This is a genomic window from Streptomyces sp. NPDC008238, from assembly GCF_042956445.1.
In the GTDB taxonomy this organism is placed as follows: domain Bacteria; phylum Actinomycetota; class Actinomycetes; order Streptomycetales; family Streptomycetaceae; genus Actinacidiphila.
Genome location: NZ_JBIBGK010000003.1, coordinates 143,617 through 160,046 on the forward strand (window position 1 = coordinate 143,617; position 16,430 = coordinate 160,046).

13 protein-coding genes and 1 tRNA gene are annotated in these 16,430 nt (G+C 73.4%); 6 read left to right on the forward strand and 8 right to left on the reverse strand.

The features are described from left to right. Position 1: 1 nt before the first annotated feature. Both ACFZAU_RS09520 and ACFZAU_RS09525 read right to left on the reverse strand, forming a co-directional pair. Complete coding sequence (locus ACFZAU_RS09520; protein WP_500551695.1) at positions 2-913, reverse strand: bifunctional MaoC family dehydratase N-terminal/OB-fold nucleic acid binding domain-containing protein; 912 nt, start codon at positions 911-913, stop codon at positions 2-4. A gap of 197 nt (positions 914-1,110) precedes the next feature. Further along, entirely contained in the window at positions 1,111-1,416 is a 306-nt protein-coding gene (locus tag ACFZAU_RS09525; RefSeq protein WP_499604769.1) for a hypothetical protein, read from the reverse strand. Between the two features lie 495 nt (positions 1,417-1,911). Between ACFZAU_RS09525 and ACFZAU_RS09530 the strand changes: the two genes are divergently transcribed. Next, complete coding sequence (locus ACFZAU_RS09530) at positions 1,912-3,399, forward strand: multicopper oxidase family protein (RefSeq protein WP_500551696.1); 1,488 nt, start codon at positions 1,912-1,914, stop codon at positions 3,397-3,399. A gap of 36 nt (positions 3,400-3,435) precedes the next feature. Here ACFZAU_RS09530 and pip read toward each other — a convergent pair whose 3' ends face one another. Together pip and ACFZAU_RS09540 are read right to left on the reverse strand one after the other, a co-directional pair. Then, entirely contained in the window at positions 3,436-4,392 is a 957-nt protein-coding gene (pip, locus tag ACFZAU_RS09535; RefSeq protein ID WP_500552071.1) for a prolyl aminopeptidase, read from the reverse strand. 88 nt (positions 4,393-4,480) lie between these two features. Then, positions 4,481-5,848: an FtsK/SpoIIIE domain-containing protein gene (locus ACFZAU_RS09540; RefSeq protein WP_500551697.1), complete on the reverse strand. Its 1,368-nt coding sequence runs from the start codon at positions 5,846-5,848 to the stop codon at positions 4,481-4,483. A gap of 384 nt (positions 5,849-6,232) precedes the next feature. Between ACFZAU_RS09540 and ACFZAU_RS09545 the strand changes: the two genes are divergently transcribed. Further along, positions 6,233-9,418, forward strand: coding sequence for an FG-GAP repeat domain-containing protein (locus tag ACFZAU_RS09545; protein WP_500551698.1), 3,186 nt, complete (start codon positions 6,233-6,235; stop codon positions 9,416-9,418). Between the two features lie 74 nt (positions 9,419-9,492). Here the strand turns inward: ACFZAU_RS09545 and ACFZAU_RS09550 are convergent, their stop codons facing one another. Then, the gene (locus ACFZAU_RS09550; RefSeq protein ID WP_500551699.1) at positions 9,493-10,107 is read right to left on the reverse strand and encodes a hypothetical protein; all 615 of its coding nucleotides are present in this window, start codon (positions 10,105-10,107) and stop codon (positions 9,493-9,495) included. A 301-nt stretch (positions 10,108-10,408) separates the two neighbouring features. Here ACFZAU_RS09550 and ACFZAU_RS09555 point away from each other — a divergent pair, with 301 nt between their 5' ends. Continuing rightward, positions 10,409-10,894 carry a DUF4265 domain-containing protein gene (locus ACFZAU_RS09555; RefSeq protein WP_500551700.1) on the forward strand — a complete coding sequence of 162 codons (486 nt, stop codon included), beginning with the start codon at positions 10,409-10,411 and terminating at the stop codon, positions 10,892-10,894. 147 nt (positions 10,895-11,041) lie between these two features. On the opposite strand, the gene ACFZAU_RS09560 is transcribed toward ACFZAU_RS09555, so the two are convergent. Then, positions 11,042-11,128: transfer RNA gene (locus tag ACFZAU_RS09560), tRNA-Ser, on the reverse strand. A gap of 60 nt (positions 11,129-11,188) precedes the next feature. Continuing rightward, positions 11,189-12,778: a S1C family serine protease gene (locus tag ACFZAU_RS09565; protein ID WP_500551701.1), complete on the reverse strand. Its 1,590-nt coding sequence runs from the start codon at positions 12,776-12,778 to the stop codon at positions 11,189-11,191. Positions 12,779-12,932: 154 nt separating this feature from the next. Here ACFZAU_RS09565 and ACFZAU_RS09570 point away from each other — a divergent pair, with 154 nt between their 5' ends. The 3 genes from ACFZAU_RS09570 (at position 12,933) to ACFZAU_RS09580 (ending at position 15,570) form a co-directional block, all read left to right on the forward strand. Then, the gene (locus tag ACFZAU_RS09570; RefSeq protein ID WP_500551702.1) at positions 12,933-13,808 is read left to right on the forward strand and encodes a glycerophosphodiester phosphodiesterase; all 876 of its coding nucleotides are present in this window, start codon (positions 12,933-12,935) and stop codon (positions 13,806-13,808) included. 71 nt (positions 13,809-13,879) lie between these two features. After that, positions 13,880-14,488, forward strand: coding sequence for an ATP-binding protein (locus ACFZAU_RS09575; protein ID WP_500460725.1), 609 nt, complete (start codon positions 13,880-13,882; stop codon positions 14,486-14,488). 110 nt (positions 14,489-14,598) lie between these two features. After that, positions 14,599-15,570: a DUF5926 family protein gene (locus ACFZAU_RS09580; protein WP_500551703.1), complete on the forward strand. Its 972-nt coding sequence runs from the start codon at positions 14,599-14,601 to the stop codon at positions 15,568-15,570. Between the two features lie 203 nt (positions 15,571-15,773). Here the strand turns inward: ACFZAU_RS09580 and ACFZAU_RS09585 are convergent, their stop codons facing one another. Next, a complete protein-coding gene (locus ACFZAU_RS09585) occupies positions 15,774-16,304 on the reverse strand; it encodes a hypothetical protein (protein ID WP_500460728.1) in 531 nt (176 codons plus the stop codon). Positions 16,305-16,430: the final 126 nt, after the last annotated feature.

Sequence of the window (16,430 nt, forward strand, 5' to 3'; positions counted from 1 at the left end):
CTCACACCTCCGCGCGGAAGACGGGCACGGCCGGCTCCCCGTCGGCGTGCCGGAACGCGAGCGTCACCGGCATGCCGATGCGCACCTTCTCGTACGGCACACCGACGACGCCGCCCAGCAGGCGGACGCCTTCGGCCAGTTCGACCAGGGCGACCGCGTACGGCGGGTCGAAGGCGGGGAACGGCGGGTGGTGCACGACGACGCGGCTGTAGACCGTGCCACGCCCGCAGGCCGGTAGCGTGTCCCAGGCGCCGGAGCCGCAGCTGTTGCAGCCGGGGAGCCACGGCAACCTCAGGGTGCCGCAGGAGGAGCAGCGTTGGATGAGCAACTCGTGCCGCTCGACGCCCTCCCAGTAACCGGCGTTGTCGCGGTTGACGACGGGGCGGGGCCGCCGCGGCCGTTCGCCCGGCGCCCGCGCGGGGGCGTACTTGAGGATGCGGAAGCGGTGGCGGCCGGCGGGTTCGCCGTCCGCCCGTACGTCCGTGCGCGTGGTGACGAAGTGGCCGCTGCCGAGCCGGGTGGTCTTGCGCGGGGAGACGGACTCGATCACCGCGTCGAAGGTGATCCGGTCGCCCGGGCGCAGCGGCCGCAGGTACTCCTGCTCGCAGTCGGTGGCGACGACCGCGGTGCAGCCGGCGCCGTCGAGCAGCGCGAGGAGTTCGTCGTAGGCGCCGGCGCGGGAGCCGCCCCCGGCGGCGGCCGGGTCGCCGGGGAGCGCGGGCAGGCCGCGCATGGTCCATACCTGGAGCATGGGGGCGGGTGCCGTTCCGTCCGGCGGGAGGGGATGGCCCATCGCCTCGCACCAGTGCCTGATCATCGGCGTGTTGACGGGGTCCCTGCCCTCGCCCGCAATGGCGGCGGGGCGCCCCTCGTACGTCCGCAGCCGCTCGTACAGGTCGTCGTCGGTCGTCATGGTCGCCGTCACCGCCCCTGTTTTCTGACTGATCGTCAGGTTGGCCAGGGGATGGCGCCGCTGTCAAGACGCCCGGACGGAAGACGCTGTCCACAGGCTGTGGACAGCTCCGGACGTGACTGCGCGACGGCAGTGAGTTGCCGTCGCGCAGTCGACCCTTCAGCCCCCCGGCCCGCCCCGGCGGCGGGCCGGTCCGCTCACCACATGGGACCGAAGTGGATGTTCAGCGTGGGCTGGTTGATGGTGGTGAAGGCCGAACCGACCACGCTGGCGGTGCTGTTCTGGTTGGAGGCCCCCGCCCCGGTCGCCGCCTGCTGCGTGGTCGTCACCGTCCCGAAGTTGTCGCGGCCCACGTTGCCACCGCTGTTGCTCACCACGGTCGCGTTGGAGGTGCCACCCGCCACGGCGCCGTTGTCGGCCACCGCCGTGCCGGCGAACAGGGCCGCCGCCAGCGGCAGTGCGGCCAGGGTGGCCATGACTCGGGCGGTACGGATGCTTGCCATGTGTTTCCCTCCGAGGAGTGGATACGAGGTGCGCGGCGCGGCCGGCCGACCGCTCCGCCGGCTCTGCGACGTCGCCGCAACCAGAGTTGCCCAGCACCGCGGCGGACAAGCCGGACCTTGATCCCTTTCGCTCGCAAGCGTGACGATCTGTCGACAAACCTGCACAACCGCCGCGACTGACCCGGCCGCCCCCGCCCCGGGCGCCACGACCCGGGCCCCACGGGCGGGGAATCGTTACGGCACGACTTTCGGCCAATCCCGGTGACCCGCCTTCCCGGGTGCCCGCCCTCCGGGGCGCGCCCTCTCCCCGGACCGGGCACCACCTGCGACTGCCACCGTGCTGCCGTTCGAGCGGATGCCGCCCCCCGGTGGTGCGTGGCGCAGCGGAAGGCAGCCGTCCGCTTCCTACGCTCCGGCTGACGGACCCCGCCGCCCGTCGCGCCCCCGCACCCGGACGCCCACCGCCCGGCCGTGCCGCTTCCCCTGGGGAGAGATGTGACCCGGTCCCGTACCCGAACCGCGCCGGCGCGGCTGGTCGCCCTGCTGCTCCTGGCCGCGGCCTGGCTCGCCGGCTGCGGGGGTCACGCCCCGTCCGGGCACCCTCACGGCGCCGACCGGCCCGCCCCGCAGGACCGCCGGGCACCCCCGGTGGAACCCGCCGGCCCGCGGCTGCAGGAGCCCCCGGAACTGGTCAGCCGCGACGGCGTCCTCAAGGCCCGCGTCGTCGTCGAACGCCGCAAGGTGCGGGTCGGCGACCACCGGCTGTACGCCCTCACCTACAACGGGAGGTACATGCCGCCGACGTTGCGCGTGCGGCCCGGCGACCGCATCGACCTCGCCATGACCAACCGGGTGCGCCAGGACACCAACGTCCACGTGCACGGACTCCACGTCTCACCGCGCGGCCCCGCCGACGACATCTTCGTCGCCATCAAGTACGGCAGGAGCCACCACTACACCTACCGGCTGCCGCGCACCGTCACGCCCGGCACGTACTGGTACCACTCGCACGCCGACATGATGTCCGCCGCCCAGGTCGCGGGCGGGGAGTCGACCGTCATCGTCGTCGACGGCCTGCGGCGGTACCTGCCCGCGGCGCTGCGCGGCATCACCGAACACGTCGTCGCGCTCAAGGACTTCCAGGTCCACGGGGACGCGATCAGGACCCACGGGCTGAAGATCGGCGCACGCACCAACCGCACGGTCAACGGCCGGCAGAACCCGGTGATCTCCCTGCGGCCCGGCGAGACCCAGCTGTGGCGGCCGGCCAACATCGGCGCCAACATCTACTACCGGCTGCACCTGAAGGGCGGCCGCTTCCACGTGATCGCCCAGGACGGCTACCCGGTCCGGCGGGTCTACGCGGCGCAGACCCTGGTCATCGCCGCCGGCGCGCGCTTCGACGTCCTGGTGCAGGGCGCCCCCCGGCCCGGCACCACCACGTTGGAGACCCTCGCCTACGACACCGGCAAGGCCGGCAACCGCTTCCCGCGCACCGACCTGGCGACCGTCGTGACCGCCGGCGCCCCGGTGACCCCCGCGCGGATCCCGACGGACTTCGCGCCCAACCAGGACCTGGCACACGTCACGGTCGCGCACCGCAAGACGGTGGTGTTCACCGAGAACGCGGCGGGCGACGTGTTCTACGTCAACGGCCGCACGTACGCACCGGGCCGGGTGGACTTCACCTCCGTGCTCGACACCGTCGAGGAGTGGACGGTCCGCAACGACTCCGACGAGGAGCACTCCTTCCACGTCCACACCAACCAGTTCCAGCTGATGAGCACCGACGGGAAGGCCACCGACCCGGATCACCGGTGGTTCGACACGGTCAACGTGCCCGCCCGCGGCAACGTCGTCATCCGCGTCCCCTTCACGGACTTCACCGGCCGGACCGTGCTGCACTGCCACATCCTCAACCACGAGGACATGGGCATGATGGCGATCCTGGACATCGTCCCGCCCCGCCCCCGCGGCAAGTGACCGTGCCGGGGCACGCCCCCGGCACGGCTTGCCGCGTCAGCGCGTTCCGAAGCGCCGCGCCGCGGCCACGACCGCCTTCCCCATGGTGGGGCTGCCCGTGTGGCCGGAGTCGTCGATCACCTGGAGCTCCGCCCCCGGCCACGCCTTGGCCAGCTCCCACGCCGTGGTCAGCGGGCCGCCCAGGTCCAGCCGCCCGTGGATCAGCACGCCCGGGATGCCGGCGAGGCGGTGCGCGTCCCGCAGCAACTGCCCCTCCTCCAGCCAGGCGCCGTTGGCGAAGTAGTGCGCGCAGATCCGCACGAAGGCGACCAGGTCGGCGTCCGGCCGGTCGCCGTACGCCCCCGGCTTGCCGTTGGTCTCGTGGGCGATGACCGCGTCCTCCCAGGTGACCCAGTCGCGTACGGCCTTCTCCCGCACGGCGGCGTCCGGGCTGTTCAGCAGCCGGTCGTAGGCGGCGGGGAGGTTCCCGTCCCGTTCCGCGGGCGGCACCCCGTCCCGGAACGCCTCCCATGGCCCGGGCACCAGCCGGGCCACACCGCGGTAGAGCCAGTCGATCTCCTCCCGCCGGGTCGTGGTCACCCCGACGATCACGATCTCCGACACCCGCTCCGGGTACCGCTGCGCGTACGCCAGGATCAGCGTCGAGCCCCACGAGCCGCCGTACAGCATCCACCGCTCGACGCCCAGGTGTTCGCGCAGCCGCTCCATGTCGGCGATCAGGTGCCCGGTGGTGTTGTGCTCGAGCGACACCGCCGGGTCCGAGGCGTGCGGCAGGCTCTGCCCGGACCCCCGCTGGTCGAAGAGCACGATCCGGTACACCTCCGGGTCGAAGGTCTTCCGGCTGCCCCGCTTGCCCCCGGAGCCCGGGCCGCCGTGCACGCACAGGACCGGCTTGCCCTCCGGGTTCCCGCTGGTCTCCCAGTAGACGCGCTGCCCGTCCCCGACGTCGAGCAGCCCCGACGCGTACGGCTCGGTCGACGGAAACCCCGCCATCACGATCCCCTCCTCCACACCGACGCCCATGCCCCGGCGAACGACCCCGCGAGGCTAGCCGTTCACCCGCCCGGCCGTGGCCCCGCCGTCACTCCGGGCCCGAGCGGGGCCGGGGGAAGGGGCCGGGCTCCTGCGGCCCGTCGTCCTCGCCGCGGGCGGAGGGACGGTAGCGGTCCAGGGCCGGCAGCTCGGGCACCAGGTGGGCGTGGGCCCGGCAGACGGCAGCGGTCTCGGCGATCGACACCCGCGGGCTGCGGATGTGGGACCAGCCGCCGGAGGCGTCGCCCGCCACCGCGACGCCCACCCGGTCCCGGGCGATGGCGGTCGCGGCGGCCATCGCCTCGGACGAGATGTCGCCTAGGCCCACCTCGGCGGTCTGCTTGTTGACGCGGTGCACGACGCGCCCGGAGAGCTGTGACCGCAGCGTGGCCGCGCCCTTGCCGAGCTCCACCCCGAAGCGCTGCCCGCAGATCTCCAGATAGATGCCGACCGCGCGGGCCCGCTGGGCCAGCCGGATCAGGTTCGCCACCGTGCGGTCCCGGCGTTCCTCGTCCTTCTTCGTCGCGCTGAGGAAGAGTTCGGCGACCTCGTCGACCAGCACGACGACCGGCACCGGCCGCACGTACGCGGGCAGCCCCCAGATGTCGGAGGCCACCTCCTCGTCCGGGCTGTCCAGGGCCGTCCGCTGGCACTCCTTGAGGAGCGCGAACCGGTGCTCCATCTCCGCCACCAGCGCGTCCAGCAGCTCCGCCGCCTGCGCCCGGTCCGTCGCCAGGGCCGACAGCCGCGCCGCGTACGGGGTCTGCTCCACCCCGCCCTTGCAGTCGATCCCCACCAGGGCCACCGGCAGCCTGGCCAGGTTCATGATCAGGTTGCGCTGGTACGTCGACTTGCCCGACTGGTTGGCCCCGAGGGTGAGCGCGTGCGGGACCTCCCGGTAGTCGCGCACAAAGGCGGTCCCGTCGTCCCGCAGCGCCACCGGCACCACCATCGGCCCGGACGGCAGACGACGCGGCATCCGCACCTCGCGGAGCACGTCGTAGCCGGTCATCCGCAACTCCACCACCCCGGGCCCGAGCTCGGCCACGTGCACCGCGTGCACGCCCCAGGCGTGGCGCAGCCGGCTGGACGCGGCGACGACGTCGGCGGGCTCCAGCCCGCCCGGCAGCCGCAGCCGCACCCGCATCCCGGTCAGCGAGCCGCCCAGCCGGCGGATCTTCGGCGGCACCGGCCGCGCCTCCCGGCGCCCCATCGCCCACCCCGCCAACACCCGCACCCGCGACGGCGGTACGGCCAGCCCGCAGGCCGCCATGGTGGAGCCGTAGGTCGACAGGAACCGCCCCCAGACCAGCGGCATCCCGAACAGCAGCCAGAACGCGACCGGGAACCGTTCGCGGGCATAGGCCAGACCACCGGCGGCGGCCAGCAGCACACCCAGGAGCGCGACACCCGTCATGGTGATCAGCCCTTGCCGTTCGGGACGGCGGCCGGCACCGGCCCGGCGACCGCCCGCGGCACGCGAGCACATCCCATGACCGGTTTGACCGTTAAGCGTATTCTCCCAGCCCCACCCCCGCCCCCCGGTCACCGACACCGGGGTTCCACCCATGGGGCCGCGCCCCGTCCGGCCGACGCCCACGACGAGCTGCACCGAAGCCCCGGCAACCCGCCTCTCGTTGACCCCACCTGCCCGCGGCGGCGGTCGACCGATCGGCTAGCGTCTACGCACCGGCGGCCGGCATGGCGGGCCGCGACCGTCGGGGGCGGCGCGGCCGACGCGACGGCAACGGTCCGGCACCGCCGCGCGGCGGCGCACCGACACATCCTTGAGGGGGGAGACGTGAGGGCACCGACCCGGACGTCGCCTGATCCACTGTCCACCGGCCGCCACAGACGCGGGACCGGCCTCGCGGCGCGAGCGGCCGCCACGGTCCTGGCGGTCGCGGGGACGGCCGTCCCGCTCGCCGTCGACGCACCAAGCGCGCGGGCCGCCCAGGAGGTGACCGCGACGAACGCGACCCAGGAGGTCGTGATCCCGCCCGCCGACCGGGCCACCCCGCGCGTGGACACCCCGCTGGCCGGCGGCACCACTGGTTTCCTGCACCAGCAGGAAGGCCGGGACGGCTACACCTGGACCGACTTCGCGAGCGGCACCTCGACGCGGGTGCCCGGCCTCCAGTCGCTTCCGGCCAACGCGGTCGTGAGCCCCGTCGGCGCCGGCGGCGACCTGCTCGCCGTGTCGCCCAGCCCGGTCCGGGGCGCCACCTGGTTCACCCTGCTCGACCCGCACACCGGCCAGGGCCGGGAGGTGCAGCTCCCGGCCGGTCACACCTTCCGGGGCACCGTCGGGGGCAAGGTGCTCGCCCTGGAGTCCGCGACCAGCACGACCAGTTCCGCCGGTGTGCTCCTCGACACCGGCTCCGATCCCGCCCAGCCGCTGCCCGTCACCGGGCTGCCGGCCGGCGCCCAGCTGAGCAGCCTCTCGCTGCAGCCGAAGGCCGTGGACGGCGGCACGGCGGTGATCCCGTACCGGCAGGACGGCGCGTACCGCTACGGGCTGTTGGACGCCGCAACCGGCGTGCTCACCCCGCTTCCCGACACGATGAGCGGTGAGGGCCTGCGCATCCTGCTCACTGCGGACCGCGTCGCCTGGTGGGGGCACGGCTTCGCCGGTCTGCGCTGGCTGCCCCGCGCCGACGTCTCCTCCGGGGTACGGGAGTTCCCGCTGCCCGACGACGCGGCCGCCGTGGCCCTCGTCGGCGACACCCTCCTCACCTCGGGTCCGGACACCACCTCGGGCACCACGCTCGGCCGGCGGCTCACGGCCCGGCCGCTCGACGGCGGCGAGCCCGGCACCGCGCTCGACCACATCGCGGTCGTCGGGGACCAACCGCCGCAGGCCGCGGACGGCAGCGCCCTGGTCGTCGGCGGCTCCGGCACCGGCGACTGGGCGGTGCACCGCTTCACCGCCGGCTCCGAGGGGACCCCCGCGCGACAGGTCGTCCAGCCGCTGCCCCCCGTGATCGCCAAGGTGCTCGGGCTCAGCCTGTACCGGGGCACCCTCAACCGGGTGGACAGCACCGAGGGCAGGCTCTCCCTCCACCAGCAGGACGTCGGTACCGGACCGGTCCCCGTCGCGGGAGCGGCCCGGCCGCGGCCCGCGGGCATCCCCTCCTCCGTCGTGCGCTGCGCGACGGACCAGGAATGCGTACGGATCGTCGAGGGCAACTGGTACGGGCTGTCCTTCCTGTCCCAGGCGGACGGGCGGACGTACCTGGAGACGCGGGTGAACGCCGACACCTCGTACGCGCGGCTGCCCGTGCCCGGCAACGGCGGCGAGGTCAGGGACGCGTCCCCCTCGTACGTGGTGGTGGACGGCGGTTCCCCGAGGACCCAGTACCTGGTCGACCCCGGCTCCGCCAAGGTGATCCGCAGCCGTCCCGTGCAGGCCGCGGCGCTCTGGTACTCCACCCTGTGGAGCGCGAACCCCGGCAGCCCCGGCACGCTGACCGCGGAACTGCTCGACGGGAACGGCGTCACCGCGGGCAGGACCGTGCGGACCGGTGCCTCCTGCGTGCCCACCGAGCTCCAGGCGACCGCGCGGTGGCTGTACTGGTCCTGCGGTCCCGACAAGCAGGCCGGGGTGTACGACCTCACGAACAACCGCGGTTTCGCGGTGCCGTCGGGCCCGGCCATGCTCGGCGACGGCTATGTGGTGCGGCACGACCGGAGCGCCGGCGAACTCAAGGTGACCGACTTCCACACCGGGACCCCGCTCGCGGAGCGCACCTTCGCCACCCTCCCGGCCGGAACCCTCACGGACGACCGCAGGATCACCTGGACCGTGGACAAGTACAGCGGACACGTCGCCTACGTGGACGCGGACCGCCGCGTGCACGTGGCGGCGGACGGCGTACCTGACTCCGCACCGGTCATCGGCGAGCAGCACACCTCCGACGCCGTCGCGCCGCGGACCACCACGTCGATCTACTCGACCTGGTCGTCCTCGTTGCTACTGAGCCGCCCTGTGGACTCCTGGGAGCTGGCCATCGTCCAGAAGACGACAGGGCGCCGGGTGGCCGTGGTGCAGGGTGGGGCCGAACGCGGTCTCGACGGCCTGCGGGCCTTCTGGAAGGGCAGGGAGTCCAACGGGGCCCTCACCCGCAGCGGCGTCTACACCTGGCAGCTGACCGCCCGGTTCGGCGGTGGCACCGCGGCGGTGCCCGTGGGGAGCGGCAACCTCCAGGTGCTGTGCGGCGTCCTGCCGACCCATGTCTACGACTGCGACGGATTCCCCGACATGGTCGCCGTCCGGAAGGACGGCAGGACCGACTCCTGGGAGGGCCACTCCAAGGGGTACTTCTACAACCGTAGCTACACCGCGGACTGGCCCGTCTCCTCGACCCTGGTGCCGGCGGGCGACCTCAACGGCGACGGCAACGCGGACATGCTGGTCCGCAACTCCGCCGGCGAGCTGCGCGCGTACTGGGGCATCGGCCAGGTCTACTTCGCCCGCGGCACCAACAAGTCCTCGCTCATCGGCAAGGGCTGGAACATCTACAACGTCCTGACGTCACCCGGGGACCTCACCCGCGACGGACGGCCCGACCTGTTGGGACGCGACAAGTCGGGTTCGCTCTGGCGGTACTCGGCGGACGGCAAGGGCGCGTACAAGAAGCGGGTCCGCGTCGCCACCGGCCTGTCCGGCTACACCGCCCTGGTGGGCGCGGGCGACCTCAACGGCGACGGGAACGGCGACCTGCTGGGCCGCGACAAGGCCGGCGTCCTGTGGCGCTGGTTCGGCAACGGCAAGGGCGGCTTCGGCGGCCGCGTGAAGATCGCCTCGGGCTTCAACGCGTACAACTCCATGGTCGGCATCGGCGACCTCACCCAGGACGGCCGCGACGACCTGATCACCCGTGACGCCCACGGCAACCTGTACCGCTGGGCGGGCAACGGCAAGGGCGGCTTCGGCGGCCGCGTGAAGATCGGCACCGGCTGGAGCGGCTACAAGATCCTCTTCTGACCGCAACCGTCCGGAACACGAGGAAGGGGTGCCCCCGTGTCTTGGGGTACCCCCTCCGTCCGGCCGACGCCGCATCAGGGCTGGTCGCGGGGCTCGACGCCGGAGGGGAAGCCGTGGATGCCCGGGGCGACGGCGTCGTCGGGTATGTCGAGGGGGCACAGGCCCCAGTTCCGCGCGATGCGCATGACGTCGAACTCCACCGGCATGGCGGCGTGCCAGGCGTCCCACTCGGCTTCCTGCCAGTCCCGCCAGCCGTCTTCCAGCCGGCGCTGCCCGACACCGAGTTCCCGTTCGATGGCCGTGGGTTCACCGACGTGCAGGGGCACTTCACCGCGCATACCGACGTAGCAGTAGGCGCGGGTCAGCTCACCGGACTCGACCTTGGCCCAGGCGTGGTACTCGCCGATCCGGTCGGTGGCGAAGAACTGCAGGTCCCCGAGCCGCTTGCCGAGCGTCTCGAGCCAGGCGGTGAAGCCCGGCTCCGTGGCCTCGGGAGTCAGATGGATCCGGCCGTGGGCAACCGTCCAGTCGGCGACGGGCCGGGCCACGAAGACCCCCTGCCGGTAGGCGGCTTCGGTGCCGTCCGTCCATCCCGCGATCCGCCGGTGACGCAGGTCGAGGGCGTCGGCCACCTCCTCCGGCGTGGCGGACCGCACAGCGAGCCATGACGTCTTGTAACCGAAGCCCATGATCCCTCCCGCCAAGGTGACCACAGAAGCATCGCAGGGGGTACTGACATCCCCCGTGGAACCGGGGAGGCATGAAGAAGGGGTGCCCCCGTGTCTTGAGGCACCCCTTCCGTCCAGCGCCTTGGATGTGAACCCGTGGTGGCATCGCTGTCGTGGCGGCTCTCCATACCTTCCCCCGGCGTGTAGGCGACCGATAAGACCGCCGCCCGTCGCCGAGCAGCCCGCCGCGCTTCCGCGCCCGGCGCCGGAGTTCACGCCGCCGACGTCCAGGCAGCCGCCGCGTTCGTGCACACTGTCGGGCATGACTGGACCCGGTCCCGAGCACGTGAAGGTGCACTTTCGTCTGGAGATCGAAGACGACTGGCCCCCGGCCGGGGTGGAGAGTCTCTGGGCCGTCGACCGCGGCGACGGAAGGGTCGAACTGGCGAACACGCCCTTCTTCGTCCGGGGAGTCGCCAACGGGGACGTCGTCGAGACGTCCGTGGACGACGAGGGTCGCAGGTGGGCAGGCAGAGTGGTCCGGCCCTCGGACTGCTGCACCATCCGCTTGATCGTGTTCCGCGACAGCGGCTCGGCGGCGGCCCGGCAGAGCGTGATCAACGCCTTCCATGAGTTGGGCGCCGGCGGCGAGGGCATCGAGCAGTTCCGCATGGTCGCCCTCGACATCCCGCCGGAGGCGAATCTCGGCAGGATCAAGCGTCTCCTTCGACACGGCGTCGATCAGGAGTGGTGGGACATGGAGGAAGGCTGCGTCACGGACGCCTGGCGGACCACCGCGGCCGGCTGACACTCGAGGCCACCGTGCACCCGGCGCGCCCGTCCGGACGAGGAACCCAGGGGAACGACGGGTGCCGTCCGGGCACGAAGAACACGAAGAAGGGGTGCCCCCGTGTCTTGAGGCACCCCTTCTGTCCAGCGCCTTCGCCGGCCATTGCGGAGAGTGTGGGATTTGAACCCACGGTGACATCGCTGCCACGACGGTTTTCAAGACCGTTCCCTTAGGCCGCTCGGGCAACTCTCCCCGCGCCGCGGGGTCCGGTGGGTGGGCCGGGCGGCGCGGGGGACAGCCTAACGGGTCGGCTCAGCTGGTGCTGTCGCCCTTGCGTTCGCCGAGGGTGACGGTGGCGGTGCGGGTCTGGCCGCCGCGGGTGTAGGTGAGGTCCACCTTCTCGCCGGGCTGGTGCTGCCAGATCTCGCCGATGAGGGTGGGGCTGGAGTCGACCACGGTGTCGTCGAACTTGGTGATGACGTCGCCGGAGCGCAGGCCCGCCTGGTCGGCGGGGCCTCCCGCGGTGACCGCGTCGGCGCCCGTGGCGATCTTCGCGCCCTCGCCGCTGTAGCTGGAGTCGACGTGGACGCCGATGACGGCGTACACGGGCTCGCCGGTCTTGATCAGCGTCTCGGCGACGCGGCGGGCCTGGTCGATGGGGATGGCGAAGCCCAGGCCCACGCTGCCGGACTGGGCGGCCCCGTCGTTCCCGCCGGTGGACTGGATGGCGGAGTTGATGCCGATGACCGCGCCCTCGGAGTTGAGGAGGGGACCGCCGGAGTTGCCGGGGTTGATCGAGGCGTCGGTCTGTATGGCGCTCATGTAGGAGGCGTTGGAACCCTCGCCGTCGCTGGAGGCGATGGGACGGTGCAGAGCGCTGACGATGCCGGTGGTGACGGTGCCGGAGAGCCCGAAGGGGGCGCCGATGGCGATGGTGGAGTCGCCGACGGCCACCTTTTCGGAGTCGCCGAGGGCGAGCGGGGTGAGCTTGTCGGGGGTGACCCCCTTGAGCTTGATGACGGCGACGTCGTAGCCCTGGGCGCGGCCAATGACCTCGGCCTCGTACTTCTTGCCGTCGGAGAACGTGGCGGTGAGCTTGCCGCCGTCGGCGGCGGGGGCGACGACGTGGTTGTTGGTGAGGATGTGGCCTTCCTTGTCGTACACGAAGCCGGTGCCGGTGCCGCTCTCCTGGCGGCCGCTGGCCTCGATCGTGACGACGCTGGGGAGGGCCTGCTTGGCGATGCCCGCGACCGAGTCGGTGGCGCGGCTGAGGTCCTTGGGGTTGCCGACCGAGGAGACGGTGGTCGAGGAGGAGTTGTCGTTGCGGTCCGCGGCCCAGAAGCCGACCCCGCCGCCGATGCCGCCCGCGACGAGCGCGGCGACGAGGACGGCCGCCACCAGCCCGCCGTTGCCGCGCTTCTTGGGCGCGGGGGCGGCCGGCACCGGCGTCCCCCAGACCGGGCCCACGGGACCGGACGGGCCCATCGGGCCGCCGGGCCCGGCAGGACCGCCGTACGGCTGGGTGGGCGGCGGCGCGAACGGCGGCAGGGGCGTGGTGTGCACCTCGGCGGGCGGTGCCACGGGGGCGGCCGGGGGAGCGGCCTGCGGCGCGGCGGACGGCCCGGCGGGGGGACCCGCCGGAGGGCCGGACGGAGGACCGGCCGGAGGCGTGGCGGCGGCGGGCGCCGCCGGGGCCGGGGACTCCGCCGCGACGGGCGCCGCGGGAGCCTCCGCGGCCGCGGGGGCGGCCGGACCCGGTGACGGCACCTGCGCCTCGGCCGGGGGAGTAGAGGACGCGGCGGCGGGCGCGGGAGGCGCAGCGGGAGCGGCGGACCCAGCGTCAGCGGGCGGCTGCGTCGGCAGCGCCGCCGGGACCGGACCGGCCTCGTTCTCGGTGCTCACGGCTGTTCTCCTCGGATATGCGTTGTATGCCGTGCGTACGGTTACGGCTACGGTACGTACGACGACCGTCTTGATGGACACAGCTTTTCCCACCGGGTGTCAGACCACCGTAAGCAGCGGCCGTTCCCGGCCCGGCGGATGGCACGATAGCCCGGTGACCGATCTCCGCGCGATCCAGGTCGTGGCTCACCGGGGAGCGTCCGAGGACGCCCCGGAGCACACGCTCGCCGCCTACAAGAAGGCCATCGAGGACGGCGCGGACGCCCTGGAGTGCGACGTGCGCCTCACCGCGGACGGCACGCTGGTCTGCGTGCACGACCGCCGGGTGAACCGCACCTCCAACGGACGGGGCGCGGTCTCCGCCCTGGAGCTGGCCGACCTCAGGACGCTGGACTTCGGCAGCTGGAAGGCGGACGCCGGCAACGGACGGGCCGGCGGGACGCGGCGGCACCCCTCCGCGGAGCTGCGCTCCCTGCTCGACGCGGACGCCGAGGCCCCCGACCGCTTCGACGGCGACCCGGACGAGCTCAGCCGGGTGCTGACCCTGGAACGGCTGCTGGAACTGGTCGCGGACACCGGGCGCCGGGTGGAGCTGGCGATCGAGACCAAGCACCCCACGCGCTGGGCGGGCCAGGTCGAGGAGCGGCTGGTGGAGCTGCTGGACCGGTTCGGGATGCTGTGGCCCGAGCCCGGCGAGCCGTCCCGGGTCCGCGTCATGAGCTTCTCCTCCCGTTCCCTGCGCCGGATCCGGATGGCCTCGCGCCACCTGCCGACGGTCTTCCTGATGCAGTACGTACTGCCCCGGCACCGCGACGGCCGGTTGCCGGCCGGGGTGGGGATCGCCGGTCCCGGCATCCGCATCCTGCGCGCCAACCCGGGTTACGTGGAGCGGCTGCACGAGGCGGGGCACCGGGTCCACGTGTGGACGGTGAACGAACCCGAGGACGTCGAACTCTGCGTGCGGCTGGGCGTCGACGCCGTCATCACCAACCGTCCGCGGCAGGTGCTCGCCCAACTCGGGCGCTCCTGAAGGGAATACGGACGATCGTCCTCCACGGGCGGTGTGCACCGGCGCGTTCGGAACCTGTTCGATCGTTGTGTGTGCCCCAAGAGATCGCAGTTGGCCGGTTTCCGGCCCAGAACGAGAGGGCATCCATCCCGTGGCGTGGGGTGAAGGAGGTCTCGGGGGTGGCGTTGGTGGTGGCCCAGGAGGTGCCGACGTCCTCGACCATGGCCCTGCCTCATGGTCCGGCGGGCGTGGCCGAGGCGCGGCGCAGGCTGCGCAAGGAACTGTACGCGTACGGGGTCGCCGAGCCGGTCGTCGACGACGCGGTGCTCATCCTGTCGGAACTGCTCAGCAACTCCTGCCGGCACGCCCGGCCGCTGGGCGAGGACGCGCCGTGCTCGGGCGGCAGCGGCATCAGGGCCGCCTGGCGGATCGACGAGGACGGGCTGCTCACGGTGGAGGTCACCGACGGCGGCGGGCCCACCCGGCCGCTCCCGGCCAGTCCCTCCCTCACCGCCCGCGGCGGCCGCGGGCTGGGCATCGTACGGAACCTGTCGCTGCGCTGGGGCGTGCGCGACGCCCCCGGCGAGGTCACGGTGTGGGCCGTGCTCGCGGTGCGCAGCCGGCACGCGCGGCGCGACGACCTCGTGCCCGGGCTCGACGTCCCGATCGACTTCGCGGACCCCTTCGACGAGCTCGCGTAGGCCCCGCGGGGCGGTTGCCCGGCCTCGACGGGCGCGACCTCCGTTGGGGGCGGACGGCGTGGCGCTAGGCTCACGGCCGGAACACCGCCGTTACCGGGAGAGATCGAGCCATGGCGAAGAAGCGCCCGACGAAGACGAAGGCCCCCGCCCGCCCGCAGATCACCGACGGGGAGATCCCCGCCGTCGGCGCCCGGGAACCCTGCCCGTGCGGCTCTGGACGGCGTTACAAGGCGTGCCACGGCCGTGAGGCGGCGCACGCGGTGACGGAGCTGGTGCGGCGGCCGTTCGAGGGCCTGCCGGGCGAGTGCGACTGGGTGGCGCTGCGCGAGCTGGTGCCCGCCGCCACCGCCGAGTTGACGCTCAAGGACCCGCTGCCGGAGGGCGTGCCGTCCGTCACGCTGGCGACGGTGCTGCCGATGGCGTGGCCGGGGCTGCGCCGGGACACCGGCGCGGTGCTGCTGGGCCTGCAGAACGACACCGCGTCCGGGGACATCAGCCGGGACCTGGCCGACACCCTGCTGCGCGCGCTGCGGGCGGAGCCCGGGAACCCGGTGGCCGGGGAGCGCCCGGCGCCCGACGGCCCCCGGCTGCAGGACCTGCTGGACCTGGGTGCCGCGTTCGAGCCCGTGGTCCACACCGGCTTCGAGTTCTGGCTGGAGGACGCGGAGTCCGCCACCGGCGAGGTCGCCGCCTCCCTGGAGCGGGCGAACGCGGCCGTGATCCCGACCGTGCGGCTGACCGGTGTCGACGCGGCGTACTGGTGCGAGACGCCGGAGAAGAACCACCTGCGCTGGGTCATGCCGCACCCCGAGGAGCAGTTGCTGGACGCGCTGGCCCGGCTGCACGCCGCGGGCGCCTCGTCGCTGGGCGACGACACCCGGCTGGTGGGCTCCTTCCGGGCGCACGGGCTGGTCGTCCCGGTGTGGGACCTGCCGAGCGGCGTCACCGCGGACGAGGTGGAGAAGCCGGCGGCGGCGTTCGGCGAGCGGCTGGCCGAGGCGCTGGAGCGCACGTCCCCGCTGACCGCGGAGGAGCGGCGGGCGCGCAGCGGCTTCACCAACCGGCAGATCACCCTGAGCTGACCGGTGTCCCGCGCCGGGCGGCCGCAGTTCGGGCCATGATCGCCTCCGGGTGATCCTGGTCACAGCCGCTGCCGGCCGGGCCCGGAACCCGGGCCTGAACCCGTACCCCGGATTTGCGTACGGGCGAAGTCTTGTTACCGTTTAAACAGTCCGGTCGCTGGTGCATCCCCCGTCGCCAGCGACCGGACGTTTCCATGTCCGGGTCAGAGCGCGGATCCGCTGCGCAGCAACGGGCGTTCCCCGTCCCGCTCGGCGATCTCCGCCACCGCCATGTACGGTTCCGCCGCCCCGGCCACCGTCGGCTCGCGCGGCGTCTCACAGCTCCCGCTCCCGCCGTCCGCGGTGATGGCGCACCGCGTCTGCACCGTCCGGCCGTCGGGCCCCATGAGGGTCAGCACGCCGTCCAGCGGCCGGCCCGTGGTGTTGCTGTAGTACGTGCGCGCCCAGGTGTCGCCGTCCTCGCCGATGGTGCAGGTCTGCGCCCGCAGGCCTTCGGGCGAGGTGAGTTGAGGACCGCAGGAGGCGGTCTGGGGCTTGGATCCGGCCAGCTTCGGCAGGCTGTCGAAGACACCGGACCCGCTTGACAGCGGCTTGTCGTCAGTGAGCGCGGTCGTCACGTCCACGGGTACGGCGGGGAGCACGGGCCCGGCGGTGGCACCGGTCAGGGGCAGCATCGCGGCGACCGCCACGACCGTGGCGAGGGCGGCCATCCGCAGGTTTGGCGCACGCATCATGCACAGAACATAGCGGGAGAAACGGACATGGAGCGGGGGGCGGGGGCCGGGCGCCCCGCCCCCGCCCCCCCCCCCAACCCCAACAGGGTAGGGCGCGGGGGCCTGGCCCCCACACACCCCCCCCAC